At 71.4% G+C, this 22,229-nt stretch carries 15 protein-coding genes; 9 read left to right on the forward strand and 6 right to left on the reverse strand.

Annotation, left to right across the window (positions count from 1 at the left end; all coding sequences use genetic code 11):
• Window positions 1-12: 12 nt before the first annotated feature.
• Window positions 13-2,931, forward strand: a complete 2,919-nt coding sequence (locus OHU89_RS06020; RefSeq protein ID WP_405640555.1) for an AAA family ATPase — start codon at window positions 13-15, stop codon at window positions 2,929-2,931.
• Here the strand turns inward: OHU89_RS06020 and OHU89_RS06025 are convergent, their stop codons facing one another.
• From OHU89_RS06025 to OHU89_RS06040, 4 genes are read right to left on the reverse strand one after another with little or no spacing between them, the layout of a single operon-like run.
• Window positions 2,932-4,131, reverse strand: a complete 1,200-nt coding sequence (locus tag OHU89_RS06025; protein WP_405640558.1) for an SGNH/GDSL hydrolase family protein — start codon at window positions 4,129-4,131, stop codon at window positions 2,932-2,934. It abuts the gene before it with no gap.
• The gene (locus OHU89_RS06030; RefSeq protein ID WP_405640561.1) at window positions 4,128-6,473 is read right to left on the reverse strand and encodes a glycosyl hydrolase family 95 catalytic domain-containing protein; all 2,346 of its coding nucleotides are present in this window, start codon (window positions 6,471-6,473) and stop codon (window positions 4,128-4,130) included. The genes OHU89_RS06025 and OHU89_RS06030 overlap by 4 nt, the downstream gene beginning before the upstream one ends.
• A gap of 20 nt (window positions 6,474-6,493) precedes the next feature.
• Window positions 6,494-8,290: an alpha-galactosidase D gene (locus tag OHU89_RS06035; protein WP_405640564.1), complete on the reverse strand. Its 1,797-nt coding sequence runs from the start codon at window positions 8,288-8,290 to the stop codon at window positions 6,494-6,496.
• 26 nt (window positions 8,291-8,316) lie between these two features.
• Complete coding sequence (locus OHU89_RS06040) at window positions 8,317-9,483, reverse strand: ROK family protein (protein ID WP_405640567.1); 1,167 nt, start codon at window positions 9,481-9,483, stop codon at window positions 8,317-8,319.
• 95 nt (window positions 9,484-9,578) lie between these two features.
• Here OHU89_RS06040 and OHU89_RS06045 point away from each other — a divergent pair, with 95 nt between their 5' ends.
• Entirely contained in the window at window positions 9,579-10,319 is a 741-nt protein-coding gene (locus OHU89_RS06045) for a hypothetical protein (RefSeq protein ID WP_405640568.1), read from the forward strand.
• Between the two features lie 15 nt (window positions 10,320-10,334).
• Here the strand turns inward: OHU89_RS06045 and OHU89_RS06050 are convergent, their stop codons facing one another.
• Complete coding sequence (locus OHU89_RS06050; protein ID WP_405640570.1) at window positions 10,335-12,092, reverse strand: M4 family metallopeptidase; 1,758 nt, start codon at window positions 12,090-12,092, stop codon at window positions 10,335-10,337.
• Window positions 12,093-12,394: 302 nt separating this feature from the next.
• Between OHU89_RS06050 and OHU89_RS06055 the strand changes: the two genes are divergently transcribed.
• The 5 genes from OHU89_RS06055 (at window position 12,395) to OHU89_RS06075 (ending at window position 18,626) form a co-directional block, all read left to right on the forward strand.
• Window positions 12,395-13,621, forward strand: a complete 1,227-nt coding sequence (locus tag OHU89_RS06055) for a serine hydrolase domain-containing protein (protein WP_405640572.1) — start codon at window positions 12,395-12,397, stop codon at window positions 13,619-13,621.
• Window positions 13,622-13,703: 82 nt separating this feature from the next.
• A complete protein-coding gene (locus tag OHU89_RS06060) occupies window positions 13,704-15,101 on the forward strand; it encodes a CAP domain-containing protein (RefSeq protein ID WP_405640575.1) in 1,398 nt (465 codons plus the stop codon).
• Between the two features lie 57 nt (window positions 15,102-15,158).
• Window positions 15,159-15,836, forward strand: coding sequence for an AIM24 family protein (locus OHU89_RS06065; protein ID WP_405640578.1), 678 nt, complete (start codon window positions 15,159-15,161; stop codon window positions 15,834-15,836).
• A gap of 97 nt (window positions 15,837-15,933) precedes the next feature.
• The gene (locus OHU89_RS06070; protein ID WP_405640581.1) at window positions 15,934-16,893 is read left to right on the forward strand and encodes a threonine/serine dehydratase; all 960 of its coding nucleotides are present in this window, start codon (window positions 15,934-15,936) and stop codon (window positions 16,891-16,893) included.
• A gap of 119 nt (window positions 16,894-17,012) precedes the next feature.
• Window positions 17,013-18,626 carry a serine/threonine protein kinase gene (locus OHU89_RS06075; RefSeq protein ID WP_405640583.1) on the forward strand — a complete coding sequence of 538 codons (1,614 nt, stop codon included), beginning with the start codon at window positions 17,013-17,015 and terminating at the stop codon, window positions 18,624-18,626.
• Here the strand turns inward: OHU89_RS06075 and OHU89_RS06080 are convergent.
• Window positions 18,618-20,030 (reverse strand): serine hydrolase domain-containing protein, encoded by a 1,413-nt coding sequence (locus OHU89_RS06080; RefSeq protein WP_405640586.1) that lies wholly within the window; start codon window positions 20,028-20,030, stop codon window positions 18,618-18,620. The two genes, OHU89_RS06075 and OHU89_RS06080, sit on opposite strands and share 9 nt — an antisense overlap.
• 84 nt (window positions 20,031-20,114) lie before the next feature.
• Between OHU89_RS06080 and OHU89_RS06085 the strand changes: the two genes are divergently transcribed.
• Together OHU89_RS06085 and OHU89_RS06090 are read left to right on the forward strand one after the other, a co-directional pair.
• Entirely contained in the window at window positions 20,115-21,089 is a 975-nt protein-coding gene (locus tag OHU89_RS06085) for an LLM class F420-dependent oxidoreductase (RefSeq protein WP_405640588.1), read from the forward strand.
• 96 nt (window positions 21,090-21,185) lie between these two features.
• Window positions 21,186-22,217, forward strand: coding sequence for a hypothetical protein (locus tag OHU89_RS06090; protein ID WP_405640591.1), 1,032 nt, complete (start codon window positions 21,186-21,188; stop codon window positions 22,215-22,217).
• Window positions 22,218-22,229: the final 12 nt, after the last annotated feature.

Raw genomic sequence — 22,229 nt, forward strand, 5'->3', positions numbered from 1 at the left:
CAGGATGTGTTTGTGCCTCCGACCTCCTTCTCTTCTCCGCTCATCGGCCGTGCCGACGAACTCGCCCGGCTCGACGGTGTGCTGTCGCGTGCCCGCGGCGGTGAAGCGCGTGCCGTACTGATCGCCGGGGACGCCGGAGTCGGCAAGACGCGGCTCCTCGGCGAAGCCTCCGAGCGGGCCGCCCGTGCCGGGATGACCGTGCTCACCGGGCACTGTGTGGACCTCGGTGACGTCGGACTGCCGTATCTGCCGTTCACCGAGATCCTGGGGATCCTCGCCTCCGACGAGCGGTTCGCTCCCGTGCTCTCGGGGCATCCGGTGGCCGGGCGGCTGCTGGGGGGCGAGGGCGACGGCGGACGGTTGCAGCTGTTCGAGGGCATGGCGGGGCTGCTGGCCGATCTGGCCGATGTCGCACCGCTGTTGCTGGTGCTGGAGGATCTGCACTGGGCCGACCAGTCCTCGCGGGACCTGCTGAGGTTCCTGCTCAGCCGGGGCATCCTGCAGCGGTCGGCGGGCGGGGCGCCCACCCATCGGCTGGCGGTCCTCGCGTCGTACCGGGCCGACGATCTGCATCGGCGTCATCCGCTGCGGCCGTTGCTCGCCGAACTCGTACGGCTGCCCGCTGTGGAGCGGCTGGAACTGCGGCCGCTGGGCGACGCCGAGGTGACACGGCTCGTGCAGGCGCTCCAGGACCGGCCGTTGCCGGACGCCACGGTCCGGGGCATCGTGGCACGGGCCGAGGGCAACGCCTTCTACGCCGAGGAACTGGTCGCGGCCACGGACACCGAGATGGGCGGGGTGCCGAGCGGGCTGGCCGACGTGCTGCTCATCCGCTTCGAGCAGCTCTCGGAGACCGCCCAGCAGGTGCTGCGTACCGCTGCCGTCGCCGGGCGCCGTGTCGAGCACGCACTGCTGCGGGACGCGGTCCGGCTTCCCGAGGACGAGCTGGAGTCGGCGCTGCGGGAGGCCGTCGGGCGGCAGCTCCTGGTGCCCGGGGACGGGGACACGTACTCCTTCCGGCACGCTCTGGCCCGGGAGGCCGTCTACGCCGATCTGCTCCCGGGTGAACGGGCCCGGCTGCACGGCGCGTTCGCCCGCCTGCTGGCCGGCCACGGGCACCGGGCCGAGTCCGCCGCCGAGCGTGCCCACCACTACCGTGAGAGCCATGACCTGGCCGAGGCGCTGGCCGCCTCGCTGGAGGCCGCGGACCACGCCCAGCGGGTCGGCGCACCCGCCGAGGAGCTGCGGCACCTCGAGACGGCCCTGGACCTGTGGTCGGCGGTGGAACCGGCCGCCCGCCCCTCCGACGAGCGGGTCACGCTCACCCTGCGCGCCTCCGCGGCGGCCGCGCACGCCGGTGAGCTGCACCGCGCGGTCTCCCTCACCCGGGCCGCGCTGGCCGGTACCGACCAGGACGCCGACTCCGAACTCGCCGCCCGCGTCCGCTACACGCTCGCCGGGAACCTGATCGACGTCGACAACCTCACCGCGGCGTTCCAGTACAGCAGCGAGGCGCTCGCCCTCATCCCGGCCGATCCGCCGTCGCGGACCTGGGTGTGGGCAGCCGCCACCCATGTCATGGCGGCCCGTCATGTCGGCGAGAACGAGACCGCGCTCCGGGTCGCCCGCGAGGCCCTGCGCGTCGCCGAGCAACTGGACGCGAAGGACGCCCGTGCGGACCTGATCATTTCCCTCGCCGCCCTCGAGAGCGGCGGCCGCGGCACCCCGGAGGGCCGCGGACGCATCAGTGAGGCCAGGGAGTTGGCCCACGCCGCGGGCAACGCGCCCGTGGAGATGCGCGCGCTGTTCAATCTCGCCATCGGCTCCTACGAGACCGGCGACCTCGAGGAGTCGCTCCCCCTGCTGGCCGAGGGCCTGGACCGGGCCCGCCGGGCCGGGCTGCTGTCCTCGGCCTACCCGCGGGCGATGCGCCATCTCCAGCTCGTGGTGCTGTACACGCTGGGCCGCTGGGACGAGTGCCTGCGCGCGGTGTCCGGCAGGGCCGAACTGCCCGCGCTCAGTGGGTACGCGGCCGGACCCGCGCTCTATGTCGCCCTCGCGCGCGGTGACTTCACGGCCGCCGACCGGGCCCGTGCCCTCCTCCAGGGACCCTTCGACTGGATGGCCACGCTCGTCGCGGGCATCGCGCTGACCGAGGCGGCGGCACTGCGCGGTGACGCCGAGGCCGCCGTGGAGCAGCTTCGGTCGACGGTCAAGGCCCTCACCGACGACGCGGGCACACGTCCCGACGTCACGGTCCGGCTCGCCGCCCGGGCACTGTCCGCGGTCGCCGACACGGCTGCCGGGCTGCGCCTCACCGGCGACGAGGCGGGCGCGGGACGGTGGAAGGCCACGGCGGACGAACTGGTGGAACTGGCCCGGCACACGGCCGCGCGCGGGGAGGACGGCACTCCGCAGGGGCCGGAGGGACAGGCGTGGCTGGCGCGCGCCGAGGCGGAGTGGGCCCGGGCGGTGACCGGGCCGGATATGGCGGCCTGGGAGAAGACGGTCGCCGCGTTCGACTTCGGTGACACCTACGAGCATGCGCGCTGCCAACTCCGGTACGCGGAGGCCCTGTTGGTGGGCGAGCGCCGCGAGGAGGCGGCCGTCGAGGCCGGTGCGGCGCGGGAGACGGCCGTACGGCTCGGGGCCACACTCCTGCTGGAGGAGGCGGACACGCTGATACGCCGGGGCCGGCTGTCGGCGGCAGCGAAGAACCCGGACGGCCCCTCGCCCCTGACCGCCCGCGAGCAGGACGTGCTGCGCCTCCTCGCTCTGGGCCGCAGCAACCGGCAGATCGGCGAGGAGTTGTTCATCAGCGGCAAGACGGCGAGCGTGCACGTCTCCAACATCCTGGCCAAGCTGGGCGCCGCGAGCCGTACCGAGGCGGTGGCCGTCGCCTATCGGGAAGGCCTGATCGCCCCGGAGTGATCAACGGTCCGGGCAGTCGAGGCTCCGCAGGTCGACGGCGTCCGCCATGGCCTGCATCCCCTTGTCGTTGGGGTGGATGTGGTCCCCGCCGTCCAGGGCGGGGAGCATCCGCTCCTGGTCGTAGGGGCTGCGCAGGATCCGGTCGAAGTCGGTGACCGCGTCGAACTCGCCGCTGTTCCTGATGAACGCGTTGACCTCCTGGCGTACGGCTTCGGCGGCCGGGTCCCACTCCGACCAGCCCTTGAAGGGCGCGACGGTGGCGCCGACCACGCACGTGCCGGCCGCGTGCGCCCGGTCGACGATCTCCCGGTAGCCGTCGATCAGGTCCTGGGCGGTGACGCCGGTGTGGGCCTTGATGTCGTTGACGCCCTCGAAGAGGAACACGGTCCGCACGCCGGGCTGGGAGAGCACGTCCCGGTCCAGCCGGTTCAGGGCGCTCTGCCCGGCGCCGTCCGCCAGCACCTTGTTGCCGGAGATCCCCTCGTTGGCCACGCCCTTGACCGCGTTCTGCGACTTCTGGAGCCGACGGGCCAGGTAGTCGGGCCAGCGGCGGTTGACGTCGGTCGTGGACTGCCAGCCGTCGGTGATGGAGTCTCCGAGCGCGACCACGGCACCGGCGTCGGCGCGCACCGACACCGCGTCCAGGTAGAACCAGGACCCGATGGTCTCGGTCCAGTGCGCACCGCCCTCCTCGGCGGTGTGGTCGCCCTGGGTGGCGTACGACGTCTGCATGGCCATCCAGTGGCCGGTGAGCGGGCCCGCCGCGTCCGGCGAGTGGACGCTGACCACCAGGTCGGTCCCGGCGGCCAGCTTGCCCGGTAGCGGGTCGCTGTACGCCGTGGCGCCGGGCGGGACGGTGACGGACGTCGAACCGTCGAAGGTGAGCCGGCGGTTGGTGCGGCGGACGAGTTCGGGACCCTCCTTCTGGATGCCCGCGTAGACACTGTCGAAGGTCACCGGTCGGTCGCCGAAGGCATTGGAGAGCCGGATGCGCGGGTCACGGCCGGCGACGCTGGTGTGCACGACCATGCGGTAGCCGCGGTCGGCGACCGCCTCACCGATGCGGTCGGCGCTCGCGCCCCAGGTGACGACCCCGTCGGGCGGGCTCTGGACGGCGGCTCGCGCCGGTGCGGCCTGAAGGACGGCCGCCATGAGCGTGACGACCAGCAGCCGGACGGTCCGGGCGGGGCGGCCCTTCATCGGTCGAGGTCCTTGAGCGTCACGGACGCACCGGGCTTCAGTGCCACGGTCCGGGAGGTCCCGGCGTACGCGACCGTCGTGGTGCGGCCGCCGATGCTGCGGATGCGTGCCTCGGTCGGTTTCCCATCCCTCCACCGTAGATCGACGACGAAACCGCCGCGCGCACCGGCCCCGGTGAGAGATCCGGAGGCGGCCCACGCGTCCGGGAGGGCCGGGAGGAGTTCGAGGTGGCCCGGGCGCGAGTACAGCAGCATCTCGATCATCGCGGCCGGGGTGCCGAAGTTGCCGTCGATCTGGAAGATGCCGCGACCCTGTTCCACCTCGTAGATGTCGAAGAGGTTGAAGGCGGTGCCGTTGCCGCCGTCGGTCGAGGGACGGAGGTTGTTGACGACCAGCTGGTAGGCGTTGTCCGCGTTCTTGAGCCGGGCCCAGCACAGGCTCCGCCAGGCGTTCGCCCAGCCGAAGCTCTCCATGCCGCGCGCGGTGAGCAGGGCCGTGGCGCCCTCGACGAGGGCGGCGGGGGTGGAGCCGTCGGGCCGGATCCGGTCGCCGGGGAAGAGGCCGACGAGCGGGGACAGATGCCGGTGAGTGGTCTCGCCGAGGTTGTCGGGGGACATCCACTCCTCCAGCCAGCCCGTGGTGGGGCTGACCTGCGGCAGATACAGCCGCTTGCGAAGACCGGCGATCGTGTCGGCGAAGCCGGTGTCCTTCTTCAACTCCGCCGCCGCGGCGCAGTAGTTGCCGAAGAGCGACCGGACGAGCTCCTGGGCGTAGGTGATGCCCTTGGCGTCGAGCGGCCCGTGCTCGGGCGACCAGTCGCTGTCCGCGATGAGCACCTCCTGGGAGGTGCCCGGGAGGGTGGTGGTGAGCAGTCGGGCCTCCCAGAACTCGCAGGCGCCCTTGAGCAGCGGGTAGATCTTCTCCAGATGGGAGCGGCGCCCGGTGAATTCGTAGTGCTCCCAGAGGGAGTCGCACAGCCAGGCGTTGCCCGCCGGATGCCACCACCAGCCCATCCCGCCATGGAGGTTGGTGGAGATGGCGACGGTCCAGCCGGCGATCTTTCCGGTCGAGTTGAGGTAGCGGTTGCGCGGGTCGTTGAAGAGGGTCCGGGTCAGTTCGGTCCAGGACGGGAGCTGGTCGACGCAGTAGTCCGTGAAGGCGTCGAAGCATTCGGACAGTCCGGCCCGGTCGGCCATCCAGTAGTTCATCTGGAGGTTGATGTCGGTGTGGTAGTCGCCCATCCAGTCCGGGTCGTTGCCGTCGAGCCACAGCCCCTGGAGGTTGAGGGGCAGACTGCCGCGTGAGCCCGCGATCATCAGATACCGGCCGAACTGCAGGTACTGGGCCTCCAGTTCGGGGTCGGGCACGCCGTCCCGGGCGCGCGCCCGGATCCGCTCCCAGGTGTCGAGGGAGCGCTGCTCCTCGGATGACGTGCCGAGGGCGACGTCGAGCTGCCCGAACAGGGCACGGTGGTCGGCGACATGGGTGCGCAGCAGGGTGTCCGCCGTGTGGCGGGCGGCGGCCCGGACCTTGGTGCGGGCCAGCTTCTCGGGGTGGAGGGACGGGTCCCGGTAGTGGGTGGCGGCGTCGGGCGCGTAGTTGGTGCCACCGCTGAGGACCACGGTGAGGTCCTTGCAGCGGGCGAAGGCGATGCCCGAGCCGCCGGCGGTGACCGTGCCACCGGCGCCGTACGCCGTCACGGCGGCCCCGTAGCGCAGCCCGTTCGCGAAGGCCGCCCCGAACGACACCGAGCTCCCCTCGCCGTGCGTCCCCTCCAGCGCCACCGTGCCGGAGTACCGGCCGCCTCCGCTCTGGGAGAAGTGCAGGACGATCACGTCGTCGGTCCGGCTGGCGAAGATCTGCCGCCGGTACGTCACTCCGGAGCGGACGTACGACGTGGTGATCACGCCTCGGTCGAGGTCGAGGGTGCGGCGGTAGCCGGAGACGGCGGACAGGTCGTGGTCGGGGATGTCGACGGCGAGCCGGGCGAGCAGGGTGAAGGAGCCGAAATCCTGTCGGCCGTACGGGAATTGGCCGTCCGCGTCGAGCGTGTCGTTGAGACCGCCGGTCCACATCGTGGCGTCGGTGACGAGAAGGAGTTCGCGGCCGGGGTCGTTGCTCGCGAGGGCGCCGAGACGGCCGTTGCCGATGGGCAGGCCCTGTTCGATCATCGAGTGCTCGTCGGCGGGGGCCTGCCACCAGAGCTCGTCGTGTGCGGCGGTGTCGTACGAGGCCTCGGGCCGCCGCGGTGCGGCCGAGGCGGTGAAGGCGGGGAGCGTGGCGAGGGCTCCGGTCGCGGTGGCGAGGGCGAGGAGGGTGCGTCTGGACGGTTCGGGGGTCATGGCGGCTCCTGGAGGGTCGTTCAGGACGACTTCGGTACGTCGATCCGGTCGATGTCCGGTGCGTAGCCCGTGCCGCTGTCGAAGGTGATCGTGTTGGAGCCGGCCTTGAGCGTCACGGGCACGTACACGCTGGACACGGTCCCCCAGTCGCCGGTGGCGGGGAGCTTGTGGCGGGTGGCGCCGCCACCGTTCGCCGAGACGTCCACCGAGCGGGCGTCGCCGCTGATGTACGAGACCTTGATCTGGTAGGTGCCCGCCCGGGCGACGACGACGTCGTTGAAGGTCAGCTTGGAGCCGAGGTACAAGTTGCCGACCTTCTTTCCGTCGGAGCAGGCGGAGCAGTCGGCGACGGAGGCGTTGCCGCCGAGGGTGTTCGTGGTGGACTCGGCCTCGATGCCCGTCCAGGTGAGCCGGTCCCCGCGCGGGGTGACCGTGAACAGACGTGAGCCGTGCGCCGGTAGGGCCTGGGTGATCCTGTTCTTGTAGGTGCCGAGGCTCTCGTGGTTCCAGAGGTCCCGGACGGCCGCCTTTCCGGTGAAGCCGAGGGTCGCCCAGTCGGCGGTGACGGCGGCGGGGGCGTCGGCGAGGTTGAACAGGGCGACGGTGTAGGTGCCGTCGGGGTTCTTCGCGGCCCACACCTGCTGGGGGTCGGACGGGGTGACCGGGTGCGCGGGCGGGGCGACGCCCTGGTTGAGGGCGATGACCTCGCGGTTGGTCAGCAGGGACAGGCCGTAGGAGTCGAGGCGGGTGAGGTCGTCGCCGGTGTAGAGGGGCGACTTGGCGATGGCCCACAGGGTGGCGTAGCTCTGCCGTTCCGCCTTGGTGAGACCGTCCATCTCGCCGTTGCCGATGTCGAGGGAGTCGAGGTCGTTCCAGCCGCCCGGACCGGCGTGCCGGGTCCAGGCGGGGGTGTCGTCCCAGCGGTCGTCTACGGAGTTCTCCCAGCTGACGAGGGTGTTGCAGTAGCACTCGACGTCGGTGTCGACGCGCCAGCCCTGGGAGTACTTCTTCCAGTCCTCGGCGTGGCCGATGTCGAGGGACCAGGACAGTTCGAAGTGGATCGGGCGGCCGGTGGCGGCGATCGCCTTGTTCCAAGCGGCCACGTCGGCAACGTTGTCGTACTGGTCGCCGCTCTTGCCGGAGCCGGGGCCCACGCCGTCGAGTTTGAGGAAGTCGTAGCCCCAGTCGGCGATCAACCGGGCCTGGGAGTCAATGTACTTCGCGGTGCAGGGGCGGGAGAAGTCGAGTTTGTAGGAGCTGTCCCAGCCGTTGGTGGTGCGCAGGTCGCCGTAGACGATGTCGGCGGTGGTGCAGCCGTCGGCGTTCCAGATCGGCGTCCTGCCCTCGCCGTAGGCCCCCTTCTCCAGGCCGGCCGGCAGGTAGATGCCGGCCTTGAGGCCCTTGGCGTGGATGCGGTCGGCGACGGCCTTCATGCCGCTGGGGAAGCGGACCGGGTCGGCCTTCTGGCGCCCGTACTGGTCGAACCCGGACTTCCAGGTCTTGTCCATCCACCAGCCGGCGTCGATGTTGACGTACTCGTAGCCGAACTTCTTGAGCTTGGCGGCCATCGCGTCGCTCTGCTTGAGGACGTTGGCCTCGGTGAGGTAGCTGTAGTCGCCGTCCGGGTTGAGGCCGGGGTACTTGGACGACTGCATGCTCCAGCTGGTCCAGCCCATGTAGGGCTTGGCGGCGAGGGCGGGGGCGGAGGTCTCGGCGCCGGCCGTCGGTGCGACGGTGACGGCACCGGCGGCGAGAGCCAGGACCACGAGGGCTCTGAGGGTGCGTGCGGGCATGACGGAGTACGAGGATGACCGCATGGGTCGTACCTCCTGGGTCGTGGGAGTTATACGTCGGCTCGGACGAAGGACTGGATCGCGGTGGCCGCGGCCCCGCGGGCCCACTCCTCGAAGGGCAGTGGGCGGGTGAGGACATCGCACTGTGCGGCGGAGCCGAAGGCGGCCGCGACGAACGCGTCGCGGATCTGTTCGGCGAACAGGTCGTAGGCGGCGAGCCCCTCGCCGGAGATGATCACGCGTTCGGGACCGAGGAGGTTGGCGACGGTGGCGATGCCGCGGCCGATCGCCTCGCCGGCCCGTGCGTACACCTCTCGGGCTCCGGCGACGCCGCGGCGGGCCAGGGTCAACGCCTCGGCCGCGTCGGCGATTTCGACGCCGGTGATCTCCCGGATCCGGCGGACGATCGCGGCCTCCCCCGCGATCGCCTCCACGCAACCGCGGTTGCCGCAGTGACACAGGGGGCCGTTCGGGTCGACGGTCACATGGCCGATCTCGCCGGCCACGCCGTGGGCCCCGGCGACCACCCGGCCGTGCACCACGAGGCCGCAGCCGATGCCCGCGCCGACGGTCACCACGGCGAAGTCGGACAGGCCCGCGCCGGCGCCGAACCACTGCTCGGCGACGGTGAGGGCGCGCACGTCGTTGTCGACGGTGACCGGCAACCCGGTGGTCAGAGCGGCGAGTTCGGCGAGGGGTACGTCGCGCCAGTCGAGGAACGGCGAGTAGCGGACGGTGCCTTCGGTCCGGTCCACGTCTCCGGAGACGGCGACGCCGAGGCCCAGTACCGGGACGCCGTCCGCCTCGGTCAGCAGGTCCTGGACCAGGCCCGCGACGGACGCCAGCACCGCCTTGGCCGCACGGTCGGGAAGCGGCACATGGCGGGCGACGCGGATGCGGCAGCACAGGTCGGTGAGGACGCCGATGATCTCGTCGCCGGTCACCTTGACGCCGATGAACAGGGCGCGTCCGCCGTCGACCCGCACCAGGTTCGCGGGCCGCCCGAGTGCGGGGCGGGCCTCGTCGTCCGCACCCTCCACCAGGTATCCGGCCTCGATGAGGGGCCGGACCGCCTTGGTGACGGCGGCCGCGGACAGACCCACCCGACGGGCCACCTCCAGTCGGGCGAGCGGGCCTTGGGACAGGACGGTGGTGAACACCTGCGAGGCGGCGGGGGTGTTCACGGGGAACGTCTCGGCGCGGGAGATCGGGCGCATGGCCGGGAACTTAGAGGGGTTCTTTTCCGTCGTCAATAAAAGAAGCAGGATTCGTCTGTGACCGGGCTGTCAGTGCCGGTAGGCACAATCGCCCCATGACGACGATCAATTGGGCCGAGCTGACCCACGCGTACGGCAGCGCGGAGGACATCCCGGGGCTCTTCGCGCAGCTCGGCGGCCCCGACGACGGCAAGGTGTGGAACGACCTGTGGTCCGCGCTGTGCCATCAGGGGTCGGTGTACGAGGCGAGCTGGGCGGCGATGCCGGTCCTCGCGGACATCGCGCTGGGCCGGGCGCCCGGCGAGCCGCTTCAGGCGGTGCTGATGGCCGGGCTGATCACGACGGACCCGGACCCCGCCCGCCGCGAGCGCTGCGCCCATGAGATCGAGGAACTGCTCGGCGTCGCACGCGGACTGTTCGCCGCGAGGGACCTTGAGATGGGCGACTTCGTCTATCTCCAGATGGCCATCCTGGCCTTCGAGGAAGCCGGCGTGTGGGCCGCGGCGCTGGAGGGACTGCTCAACGAGGAGTACGAGCTGGAGTGCCCCGCGTGCGAGGACGGCCTCTTCGTCGCCTTCGGTTCCTACGGCCACTTCTCCGTGGCGGGCGACTATGTCACCGGCCCGGGAGCGGAGGACGAGGAGGGCCGGGCGCGGCTCGTGCCCACGGCTCCGGAACGGCTCGAGGGGATCGGCGCCCGTCTGCACCGGGAGGCCGTGGAGGCGGGCCGGGACGAGGTCGCGCTCGCCCTGACGTATGTCTTCGGCAGGGCCCACTGCCCCTCCTGCGACGCCGGGTTCGGTGTGTCCGACGAGGTGGAGAGACAGTGGGCCTGACAGTGTCGTGTGCCGTCAGTGCCGGGCGGCCGGGGTGTTGGCCGCGGTCACGTTGACGGCGGCCCAGGACCGGTTCACCGCCTTGTACTCGGTGCTGCCCGCCCCGTAGAGGTCCTTCGCCGCTTTCAGGGTCGCCTTGCGGGCGTCGTGGAAGTCGGTGGTGGAGACCATGTAGCGGGTCAGGGCGCGGTAGTAGACCGCCGTGGCCTTGGCGCGTCCGATGCCCTTCGCGGGCAGTCCGTCGACGGTCGGCGAGTCGTAGGTGACGCTGCCGATCTTCTTACGGCCGCTGCCCTCGGCGAGCAGGTAGTACGCGTGCGAGGAGACGCCGGAGCCGGCGTGGACCTCGGCGTCGTAGACGGCCGGTGACCAGTAGTCGATGGCGCCTTCGAGCACGTCCAGGGAGGGCTTGTCGAGGCGGCGCAGGAACTTCTGGTCCAGGCCGAGCTTCTCGCCGAGCAGGTAGTTCGGCGGGTTCTTCGGGTTGTTGGCGCTGAACTCGACGTTCGAGCCGAAGATGTCGGCCAGCGACTCGTTGAGGGAGCCGGCCTCGCCGTACTGGTTGCCGTCCGCGTCCACGCGGGTGGGCTCCAGTCGGGCGGTGGCGTCCACGACACCGTGGGTGAGCTCGTGGCCGGTGACGTCGAGGACGACGAGCGGCTTCTTGAACATGTCGCCGTCGCCGTCGCCGTACAGCATGCAGCCGCAGGCCGGGTCCCAGAACGCGTTGGCCACCTTGTTGCCGAAGTGGACCATCGCCTTGGCGCCCTTGGAGTTGTTGGCGATGCCCTTGCGGCCGAAGGTCTTCTTGTAGAAGTCCAGGGTCTTGGTGATGCCGTACTGGGCGTCGACGGCGGCGCTGGCACGGTTGGAGACGGTGCCGTTGCCCCACTTGTTCGTGGTGCTGGTGAACTTCTTGCCGCGGGCGAAGTTCTCCAGTTCCTGGCCCTTCGCGTCCCGGGTCTCGGTGCCCCAGCGGTTGGGGTCCTTGAGGACGTAGCTGCGGCTGGCCGTCTTCGTGGTGGTCAGCGTGACCTTGCCGGCGAAGAGGGAGTTGCCGGTGCCCGAGGCGGTCGCCGCGAGGGCGTCGGCCTGCGGGGCGGTACCGGTGGCCGGGTCCAGCTTCTCGCCGCGCTCGCGCAGGGTATCGATGAGCTGGGGCGAGAGGAACTCGTCGCTGTCCGGCGTGTTGCTGCGTACCTTGCCGGTGACGGCGTCGACGACGACCGTGCGGGAGCCGCCCGCCTCGGCGGTGGCGCTGCCGGTGACCCGCACCTGGTAGGCGAGGGCCGAGGCACCGTCACGGGCGTCGACGACGAGTTCCGCCGGGCCGGCGTCACCCTTGGCGACTGCGGCGGCGCGCTCCTGGGCCTGCTGGGCCGTCAGCCGGGCGCGCGCGGTCTTGGGCTCGACGGAGTGGTCGGCCGCGCGGGTGACGCCCGCGTAGGCCAGCCGCTCGGTGAGGTGGACGACGAGATCGCCGCCGAGGACCGGCATGCCGCGATGGGCCCGGACGAACCGGACGTGCCGGGCGCCCTCCGGGTCGATCAGCACATCCTGGGCCCGGAGTTCGTCGCCCGGGGCGACACCGGTGGCCGAGATGTGGGCGAACGCGGCGGCGCGGGCCGCCTCGACGACGGACGTGGCCGTGACGGCCGGGGACTTCCCCGGCTGCCCCGTGGACGGGTCGGCGAAGGCCGTGCCCGCGAGCCCCGTGGCGGCCGTCGTCACCGCGACGGCGACGGCCAGGCTGCGTATATGGGGTCTACGCACTATTGAGGGTTCCTTCGTGCGAAGGCGGCCGGGATCACCAACCGCCCTGGGTCATGGCGCGGTTGCGCGCCATGGGGGCTGGTCGGGCCCCGGACGAAACCCTTACGGATGAGTCATGTACATGTAAAGCCTGAATAGTCGCTTTTCCAACACTTCATGGCAATACTTTGCGAATCCGCAGCGCTCAGTGAGCAACGAGTGACCAACTGTGCGTCGGCTGTGGAGATGTGACGGGGTGCGAGGAGGTTGCCCGGCGTGCGTGTGATCGATCTCGCATCGAGGAGAAACGGGAGAACACTCGGATGACATCAGCAACGCTGCGCAGGGCGACGGTCTCGGGCGCGGTCCTGCTGTCCCTGCTCGCGGTCCCGGCCCACGCCACGGCCGACGAGAGCGACACAGTCCCGACGAACGCCGCGGCCCTGCCCCAGCCCGACATCACAGGGCTGCGCGGCGTGCTGCGCACCGCCCTGCGGCAGGGCGCGCCCGGCGCGATGGCACGGATCGACGACGGCGACACCGTCCACCGGATGGTCACCGGTCTCGCCGACCGCAAGACCCGACGGACCATCAGCACCCTCGACCGGTTCCGCATCGGCAGCGTCACCAAGACCTTCTCCGCCGTGGTGCTGCTGCAGCTGCGCGACGAGAAGAAGCTCAAGCTCAACGCCTCGGTCAACCGCTATCTGCCCGGCCTGCTGCCCGACGACCGCATCACCGTGCGGCACGTCCTGAGCCATCGCAGCGGTCTGTACGACTACACCAACGACATGTTCGCGAGGTCGGTCCCGGGCTTCGAGGCCGTCCGCACCAAGGTCTTCACCTACCGCCAGCTGGTGGACCGCTCACTGCGACACGCCCGCACCAACAGCCCCGGCGCCGCCTACTCGTACTCCAACACCAACTTCGTGGTCGCCGGCATGCTCATCGAGAAGCTGACCGGCCACTCCGTGGGGACCGCCTACCAGAGCCGCATCATCGAGCCGCTCCAACTGCGCGACACGCTGTACGTGCACCCCTCCACGAAGATCCCCGGCCGCCACACCCGCGGCTACATGACGTCGGACACGGCCGGTGCGGCGCCGATCGACGCGACTCGGCAGACGACGTCCTGGGCGCAGAGCGCGGGAGCACTCATCTCCACCGCCGGGGACCTCAACACCTTCCTGTCGGCACTGCTCGGCGGAGAGCTGACCTCCGCCAGGAGCCTGGAGCAGATGCAGCGGTGGTGGAAGGTCAACAGCACCACGGCGTACGGCCTCGGCCTGCGCCGCCGCACCCTGTCGTGCGGGACGTCGGTGTACGGCCACACGGGCGCCGTCCAGGGCTACTACACGTACGCGTTCACGTCGAAGGACGGCAGGCGCAGCCTCAGCGCGCTCGCCAACACCTCCAACAACGGGACGGTGCTCAACACGATGATGGGCACCCTGGAGTCGGCCTTCTGCGGCAAGCGGGCGGCGACGGTCCGAGGATCGGCGCACGTCGAGCGGCACGAGGACGTCGCCCCCGGCGTCGCGCTGGACTGACCGGGCGGGAACCCCGGTGACCGGGCGCACGTTCTTCGGACACCCCCCACCGGGTTCCGTACGACGACACCAGGACGGCGCGATGACCGAGTTGGTCCCCGGGGGCAATCTGCCCCTCCCGGGCGGTGCCGTGACCGTCCGGGTGTCCGGTCCCTTCGATGTGTCCGCCCTCATCACCGACGACAGCGGCAGGGTCCGGGGCGACGGCGACTTCGTGTTCTACAACCAGCCCGCCGCCCCGGGAGCCCGGCTCTCCGGCGACACCCTGAACCTCGACCCGGCGCGACTGCGCGCCGGCGCCACACGGATCACGGTCGCCGTCACCCCCGCCGACCCCGGCACTCCCCTGGGCCGCCTGCCCGCACCCACGCTCCACCTCACCGGCCCGGGCGGCCGCGCACTCGCCCGGTTCGCCCCGCCACGCCCCCGCCAGGAGACGGTGCTGCTGCTCGCGGAGATCTACCGGCGCGGCACCGGCTGGAAGCTGCGCGCACTGGGACAGGGATACGCCGACGGCCTGGCGGGGCTGGCACGGGACTTCGGGGTGGATGTCATCGAGGAGCCGAGCCCGGCCTCCACGCCGCCCATGGCCTCCGCGCCGCCCATGGCCTCATCGACGCCCGTGCCCCCGCCGATGCCCTCGCGGCCGCCCGTGGCCCCACGCACGCCCCCGAGCCCCGTCGCGCTGCACAGGCCCTCCCCCGCCCCCGACGCCTTCCTCACCCTGGTCAACTCCGCCCGCGCCGCCGCCGGTTCCCCGCCCGTCTGCCCCGACGCCCGCCTCACCTCCGCCGCCCAGGCCCACGCCTCCGCGATGGCCGCGGCCCGAAGCCTCGGCGTCCAGGGCGCGGACGGCATCTCCGTCTACCAGCGACTCACCGCCACCGGGTACGCGTACGTCACCGTCGGCGAACACCTCGTCTCCGGCCCGCGCACCCCCGCCGAGTTCGTCGACTACTGTCTGCGCACCACCCAGCCCCGCCAGACCCTCAGCGACCCGGCCTTCACCCACGCGGGTCTGGCCCACGCCTCCGACGGCCGCACCGGCGACACCTACTGGACGGCGCTGTGGGCCAGGCCCCTCACACCGGGCGACCTGAGCCGTACGGCGTCCGAGGTCGTCGACCTCACCAACCGCGAGCGCGCCCGCCACGGCCTGCCTCCCCTGGCCGTCGACCCCTTCTTCACCACCGCCGCACAGGCCCACAGCGCCGACATGATCGCTCGCGCCTTCTACTCCCACACCTCGCCGGACGGCAGCCGGCCCTGGGACCGGGCGGCCGCCGCGGGATCGAGGCGGCGCTCGATCGGCGAGAACATCGCCTGCGGACAGCGGTCCCCCGCCGAAGTCGTGGAGGGCTGGATGAACAGCCCGGGCCATCGCGCCAACATCCTCAAACCCGACTTCACCCACATCGGGATCGGCTTCGCGGGCGGCGGCTCTTCGGGCACGTACTGGACACAGCTCTTCGGCGCCTGAACCGACACGCCGGTGGGCCCCATGGCGGAACGGAAACGTCCGGGACACCATGCCCCCATGAAGGGTGACCTCTTTTCCAGTGAGCACATGGTCCAGCCGGCCACGACGCCGGGCATGGCCGTCGAGAACGCGAAGTGCATCAGGTACACGGTGAACGGCGAGATGCTGGCCCGGCAGGGGGCGATGATCGCCTACCGCGGCAACCTCCAGTTCGAGCGCAAGGGCCAGGGCGTCGGCGGCATGCTGAAGCGCGCGGTCACCGGTGAGGGACTGCCGCTGATGACCGTGCGCGGCCAGGGCGAGGCCTGGTTCGCGCACGAGGCACAGAACTGCTTCGTCGTCGAGGTCGACCCGGGCGTCGAGTTCACCGTCAACGGCCGCAACGTCCTGTGCTTCGACGCCTCGTTGTCGTACCGGATCTCCACGGTGAAGGGCGCGGGCATCTCGGGCGGCGGTCTGTTCAACAGCGTCTTCACGGGCAGTGGCAGGCTGGGGCTGGTGTGCGAGGGCAACCCGCTGGTGATCCCCGTCTCGCAGCAGTACCCGGTGTACGTCGACACGGACGCGGTCGTGGGCTGGACCGCCGGCCTGCAGACCTCGCTGCACCGTTCGCAGTCCATCGGGTCGATGCTGCGCGGCGGGTCGGGCGAGGCCGTGCAGCTGATGCTCCAGGGCCAGGGGTACGTCGTCGTACGGCCGAGCGAGGCGACACCGCAGAAGGCGCAACAGCACTGAGCCGATCACCCCACCGCCCGAAACCGTGTTGACCGGCGCCCCGCACCGCGCCAGGGTCGAAGCGGTGCGGATCGTCCGTGCCGGAAGGGTGAGTGTCTTGATCGGGATCTCCGACATCGAAGCCGCGGCCGAGCGGATCGCGGCACACGTCGTCCGCACCCCGACCGTGCCGAGCCCCGGGCTGTCCGCGCTGCTCGGCGCCCCGGTCACCGCCAAGCTCGAACTCCTCCAGCGCACCGGTTCGTTCAAGGTGCGCGGCGCGACGGCGAAGCTGCTCTCGCTCACCGAGGCCGAGCGGGCCGCCGGAGTCGTGGCGGTCAGCGGCGGCAACCACGGCATCGCCCTCGCGGTGATGGCCGCGGCGCTCGATGTGAAGGCCACCGTCGTCATGCCGCGCTCGGCGCCCGCCCATGCCGTGGAGATCGCCAAGGACGCCGGTGCGTCGGTGCGGGTCACCGACGACATGGACGGCGCGTTCTCGCTGGTGACACGGTTGCGGGACGAGGGCCTGACCCTGGTCCACCCCTTCGACGATCCGCTCGTGATCGCCGGGCAGGGAACCGTGGGACTGGAGTTCGCCGAGGACGCCGGTGAACTCACCGACGTCCTCGTCAGCATCGGGGGCGGCGGGCTGATCGCCGGTGTCGCGGCTGCGCTGCGCGCCCGGCGCCCGGGTCTGCGGATCTGGGGTGTGGAGACCGAGGGTGCCCAGGCCATGTCCGAGGCGCTGGCCGCGGGCGGTCCGGTGCCGGTCGCGCTGTCGTCGATCGTGTCCACGCTCAGCGCGCCGTCCGTGTCGCAACTGACGTACGACCATGTGTCGGCCCTGGTCGACGAGGTCCTCGTGGTCACCGACCGGGAAGCGGTGCAGGGCTCGCTGCAGCTCGCCGATCACGCCAAGGTGTGGGCCGAGCCCGCCGCCGGCTGTCTGCTGCCCGCGGCCCGGCGGGTGCTTCAGCGGGCGGGCGACGGCGCCCGGCTGGGGCTGGTGGTGTGCGGGGGCAACGCGACGACCGGAGATGTCAAAACCTGGGCAGAACGTTTCGAATTGCTCTGACCATTCGTCAAATCCCTTCCCATGACAGCCCATCAGGAAAAGCACCCCGCTTTCCGCTGAACGCACCCCGTCACGCCCCCCGTACCTGTGGGAAAGGTGAGAGACAGGTTCAGCAAGGGATGACCATGGTCAAGGCGCACGTCTCCACACACGAGTTGGTGGCCGGAAGGTACCGGCTCCTGGAGGTCCTCCACCGCGAAACGAACCGCGTCTGCTGGTACGGGGAGGACGTCGAGGCCGGCCGGCCGTGTCTGCTCACACAGATCGGGCTGCCACCGGATCCGGACGGCGAGAGCTCGCGCCGCGCGATCGCCCGCGTCATCCGGATGTCCGAGACCATGGGGCGGCTCTGCCCGGGCCGGCTCGCCTCGGTCGTCGACGCCGTCGAGGAGTACGGCACCCTGTGGACCGTCACCGAGTGGATCGAGGGCACCCCGCTGGGCGAAGTCCTGGAAAGGGAAGGCACGTTCAACTACGTGCGGGCGGCCCGTATCGGCCTGGAACTGCTCGACGTGCTGGAGGCCGGGCACGGCGAGGGCATCACCCACGGCGAGCTCAGCCCCGGCCAGGTGTTCGTACGGGACAAGGGCCCCGTCGTGGTCACCGGCTTCGGCCTGACCGGCGCGACGCTCGCACCCCGGGTCAGCGCACCGTCGTACGCCTCCCCGGAACAGGCCCGCGACGAGCGCATCGGGCCGGCCGCGGACCTGTGGGCGCTCGGCGCGATGCTGTACACGATGGTCGAGGGCCGCCCGCCCTTCCGGGACCGGGACAGCCCGGAGACCACGCTGAAGGGCGTGGACCGGCTGCCGTTGCGCAGCCCGGTGCGGGCCGGGCCGCTCACCCAGACCGTGCAGGGGCTGCTCCGGAAGAACTCCAGGGAGCGGCTGAACCGCCAGGTGGTCCGTGAGGCGCTCGTCCGTGTCGTCTCCGAGGACCCCGACGCGGCCCTGGCATCGGCCCCCCGGCCCCGGCTGCGCGGTCTCACTTCCGGTGGACCGGGCTGGAGCCGGCGCACCATGGCCGCCGGCACCGCGCTGGCCGTCGTCACCGTCGCGGTGGCGGTCGTCGCCGTGGCCCGTGAACTGCCCGGCGGTTCGGACGACTCCGCGACCGACGCGGCCACGCCCAGGCCGTCCGCCTCGGCCACCGCCTCCGTCCCCGCCGCACAGCCCAGCCAGGCGCCCGCCCCGACGCCGACGGCTCCGAGTCCGACGCCCACACCTACGCCGACGCCCACTCCTACGAGCGCCTCGCCGGCGGCTCCGCAACCGGAGTTCCAGCGCTACACCTCACCGCAGGGCTTCTCCGTCTCCCTCCCCGAGGGCTGGGAGGCACTGAGCACGACGAAGCAGGACGATCTGGCGTACCGGGTCGTCCTCGGCGCGGAGGGCGACCCGCGCACGCTCGCGGTCACCTACAGCACGCGCGTGGGCGACGATCCGGTCGCCGTCTGGCGGGACGACGTCGAACCGAGGCTTCAGCAGTCGGGCGACTACCAGCGGATCGGGGAGATCCGCGCGACCACGTACCAGGGCCGTGAGGCCGCCGACCTGGAGTGGCTCGCCACCGTCGACGGCACCCGCGTGCACACCCTGGGCCGTGGCTTCCTCCTCGGCTCGGGCGAGGGATTCTCGCTGCGCTGGACCACCCCGGCGTCCGACTGGGACGACGACGCCAACCAGCAGACCCTGGACACGATCCTGCGGACGTTCCGCGTGCCCTCAGGCTGAGTCGCGGGGTGCGCGCATCGCGCGGACACGGGAGCTGTGCAGCGGCTGGGTGCGCCACCGCGCGGTGAACGTCCGGTCCGTGAGCGAGCAGGTCAGGTCGACGTGGTGCGGGGTCTCCAGGAGGGCCACATCCAGGGCGAGGGTGGCCGGGCCGCTCCATCCTCCGCTCACGGCCGCGGGGACCGGTCCGTCGGTGACGGTCCAGCCCGGCTCTCCGAACCGCAACTCCAGCCGGTGGCCGTCCTCGACGAGGGTCAGCCGCCGGCCCTCCGCGTCGACCTCGACCGCCGTCAGCTTGGGAAGTCCCTCGCAGACTCCGCCGTGCGGTGTGAACGCGACGGCCTGCTCGGGCGGTGCGGGCTTGCCCGCCGCCGGCGGCAGCGCGAGCCGGGACATCCGCTCGGCCAGCGCGACATCCTCCTCCTCGCGGCCGGGCAGCGGGCCGGCGCCGAACGCCGGCAGCAGATGGCTCCAGACCAGGTCCAGCACCTTCTGCATCTCATTGGTGGCCCCGGTGATCGCGACCACCGCGTCCTGCTCGGGCAGCACGAGGCAGTACTGCCCGTACGCGCCGTCCCCGCGGTAGCCGTGCCGGGACATCCAGAACTGGAAGCCGTACCCCTGCGCCCAGTCGGTCCACGTGCCGCCCCCGTTGACGATGTGCGACCGCGTCGCCTCGGCGACCCACTCCTGCGACAGCAGCCGCTCGCCCTCCCACACGCCGCCCTGGAGATACAGCTGGCCGAGCCGGGCGATCGCGTCGGTGGTGGCGTGCAGTCCGCTGTAGCCCAGCTCGCGTCCGGTCCGGCCGCGCAGCCACGCCACGTCTCCGATCCCGAGGGGATCGAGGAGGCGCGGGCGCAGATACTCGGTCAGCGGCAGGCCGGTCACCCGCTGGACGATCGCCGCGAGGGTGTAGGTGGCGGGCTGGTTGTAGGCGAAGACCGTGCCCGGGTCGCGGTCCGGCGGCAGCAGCAGGAAGCCGCGCACCGGCTCCTCGCGGTCCGTCGCCAGCGCCCGGTCGTGGGTCTCGGCCTCATGACCGCTGGCCATCGTCGTGACGTGCCGGACGAGCATCGCGCGGCTGCGCGGGTCGGTGATGTCGGCGTCGAACTCCGGGAAGTACGAGATCACCGGGTCGTCGAGCCGGAGCAGGCCCTCGGCGACGGCGAAGGCGGCGGCCGTCGCGGTGAAACTCTTGCTCAGCGAGTACAGGAGATGGGGACGGTCGGCGGTGTACGGCGCCCACCATCCGGACGCCACGACCTTGCCGTGGCGCAGGACCATCAGACTGTGCGGCTCGATGTCCGGGGCGGATTCGAGGGCGTCGAGCAGGGCCTGCACGCCGGTCGCGTCGATGCCTTCGGCGGACGGGGTGCTCGTGGGCAAGGGGCGAACACTCATACGACCATCCTCTCCCGGCGATCACGTCATGATCCAGACGCCCGCGAGCCGTTTTCCGTCCCGAAGCCCGGGGACTCGCCCCTTATGGTGCAAATCGGATACACGATGATGACCGAACAGGCCGGGCCCCGTGAGCTCGTCGACCATGTGGTGCGGGCCGAGGAGGTGGGCTTCGACTTCTCGGTGACCTCGGACCACTACTTTCCGTGGCTGCGCGCACAGGGTCACTCGCCGTACGCCTGGAGTGTGCTGGGCGCCGCCGCGCAGGCGACCTCACGCATCCCGCTGATGACGTACGTGACATGTCCGACGTTCCGCTACCACCCGGCCGTCGTGGCGCAGAAGGCGGCGACGATGCAGTTGCTCTCCGAGGGCCGGTTCCGGCTGGGGCTCGGCTCGGGAGAGAATCTCAACGAGCATGTGGTGGGCGGCGGTTGGCCGTCCGCGGACGTGCGCCACGAGATGCTGGAGGAGGCGGTCGAGATCATCCGGGCGCTCTTCCGGGGCGGACATGTGAACCATCGCGGGACGCACTTCGACGTGGAGTCCGCCCGGCTGTGGGATCTGCCCGACGAACCGCCGCTCCTGGGCATCGCCGTCTCCGGTGAGCAGTCCTGCGCCCTCGCGGGCCGGCTCGCAGACCTGGTGATCGCGACCGAGCCCAAGGCCGGCCTCCTCGACGCCTTCGACCGCAACGGCGGCACCGGCAAGCCACGCGTCGGCCAACTGCCGGTCAGCTACGACCCCGACCGGGACACCGCCGAGAAGCGCGCCCACGCGCAGTTCCGCTGGTTCGGCGGCGGCTGGAAGGTCAACTCGGAGCTGCCGCATCCCGATTCGTTCGAAGGGGCCACGCAGTTCGTGACACCTGACGACGTCGCCGCCTCCATCCCGTGCGGCGACGACCCGGACGACTTCGTCGAGGCCGTACGTCCCTACGCGGAGGCCGGGTTCACCGAGATCGCCCTGGTGCAGATCGGCGGCGAGTCGCAGCCGGCGTATCTGGACTGGGCGGAGAAGACGCTGCTGCCCGCGCTCCACGACGCCCTGGACCACTAGACACACAGGGGTTGCCAAAGCATCGCCAATGGGTGGATATAGGCTGCCTCCCTGCACTCGCGCAGTTCGACCGGCCCCCACCCAGGAGAGTCACCCGTGACCCTAGCGATCGCCCCGTCCGAGACGTCCTCCGCACCCCTGTCCGACCTCGTGGCGCGGGACGCCCGTGAGTTCGGCGCCTACGCGCGGACCGGAGGCTGGGCCTTCGGGCTGATGGTGGCACGCAGCGTACGGCCCGGCGGCCAGGGCGCGGACGAGACGCCGAAGGTGTCCGCGAAGGAGTTCGCCGAGCTCGGCGGCTGCTCCGCCGATCGTGTCATGCGCTACTACAAGTCGTGGGACCGGGCGGCCGACGACGGTCTCGTCCCGCACTTCGAGGCGCTCGCACCGGGCCAGGAGGTGGAGCTGCCGGACTCCGACGTGTGGCTGACCTACTACGTCTCCCGCAGCAGTGCCGCCTCCGAACGCGGCACCGCCATCGCCGAGGCCGCCGAGGCCGAGGGTATCCGGCCCACGAAGGCCCTGGAGGTCGCCGAGAACCCCACCGCGCTGCGCGCCGCGATCCTCGCCGACCCCTCCACCGCCCGGGCCGCCCGCCAGGCGCTCCTGGACCGGGTGCGCGAAGACCCCGACCTGCAGGCCGAGTTGGCCCGTGACGTCGTGCGCACCGACGACCTCAAGAAGGCCGTCGCCACCGAGAGCAGGTCCGCCGACCGCATCGGCTACGTCCGCCAGATCGCCGAGTCGGGCCAGATCAAGACCCCCGCCGGACAGACCGTCGACGCACCCGCCGACCTCCGCCAGGAGGCCGAGCGGCACCTCTCCCTCCTCGACGAGCTGAACGAGGACGAGGACACCGGCGAGTGGGCCACCGAGGCCTACGGCACCATGAAGACCCTCGTCGTCGAGGCCGTGGAGGCCGATCCCGAACTCCGTGTCCAGGAACGGCGGACGAAGTTCTACAGCAGCCTCCAGAAGGCGACGAAGGTGTTCGAGGAACTGACCTTCGACGACGCACAGGATTTCTACGAGGACGACATGGTCCAGCAGCTCGAGGAGTTGCAGCAGGCCATCGGCGCGTGCATCACGTCCCTGCGCGACGCTCGGGGGAATCAGCCTCACGAGTGAGCATTTCGTGCG

This window comes from Streptomyces sp. NBC_00019 (assembly GCF_045041015.1).
Lineage (GTDB): Bacteria > Actinomycetota > Actinomycetes > Streptomycetales > Streptomycetaceae > Streptomyces.

Excerpts from the sequence above, each read along its gene's own strand:
- OHU89_RS06035 (WP_405640564.1), bottom strand. The coding sequence starts at position 8,290 with ATGCGGTCATCCTCGTACTCCGTCATGCCCGCACGCACCCTCAGAGCC.
- OHU89_RS06030 (WP_405640561.1), bottom strand. The coding sequence starts at position 6,473 with ATGACCCCCGAACCGTCCAGACGCACCCTCCTCGCCCTCGCCACCGCG.
- OHU89_RS06055 (WP_405640572.1), top strand. The coding sequence starts at position 12,395 with ATGACATCAGCAACGCTGCGCAGGGCGACGGTCTCGGGCGCGGTCCTG.
- OHU89_RS06060 (WP_405640575.1), top strand. The coding sequence starts at position 13,704 with ATGACCGAGTTGGTCCCCGGGGGCAATCTGCCCCTCCCGGGCGGTGCC.
- OHU89_RS06045 (WP_405640568.1), top strand. The coding sequence starts at position 9,579 with ATGACGACGATCAATTGGGCCGAGCTGACCCACGCGTACGGCAGCGCG.
- OHU89_RS06085 (WP_405640588.1), top strand. The coding sequence starts at position 20,115 with ATGGTGCAAATCGGATACACGATGATGACCGAACAGGCCGGGCCCCGT.
- OHU89_RS06065 (WP_405640578.1), top strand. The coding sequence starts at position 15,159 with ATGAAGGGTGACCTCTTTTCCAGTGAGCACATGGTCCAGCCGGCCACG.
- OHU89_RS06080 (WP_405640586.1), bottom strand. The coding sequence starts at position 20,030 with ATGAGTGTTCGCCCCTTGCCCACGAGCACCCCGTCCGCCGAAGGCATC.
- OHU89_RS06025 (WP_405640558.1), bottom strand. The coding sequence starts at position 4,131 with ATGAAGGGCCGCCCCGCCCGGACCGTCCGGCTGCTGGTCGTCACGCTC.
- OHU89_RS06040 (WP_405640567.1), bottom strand. The coding sequence starts at position 9,483 with ATGCGCCCGATCTCCCGCGCCGAGACGTTCCCCGTGAACACCCCCGCC.
- OHU89_RS06075 (WP_405640583.1), top strand. The coding sequence starts at position 17,013 with ATGACCATGGTCAAGGCGCACGTCTCCACACACGAGTTGGTGGCCGGA.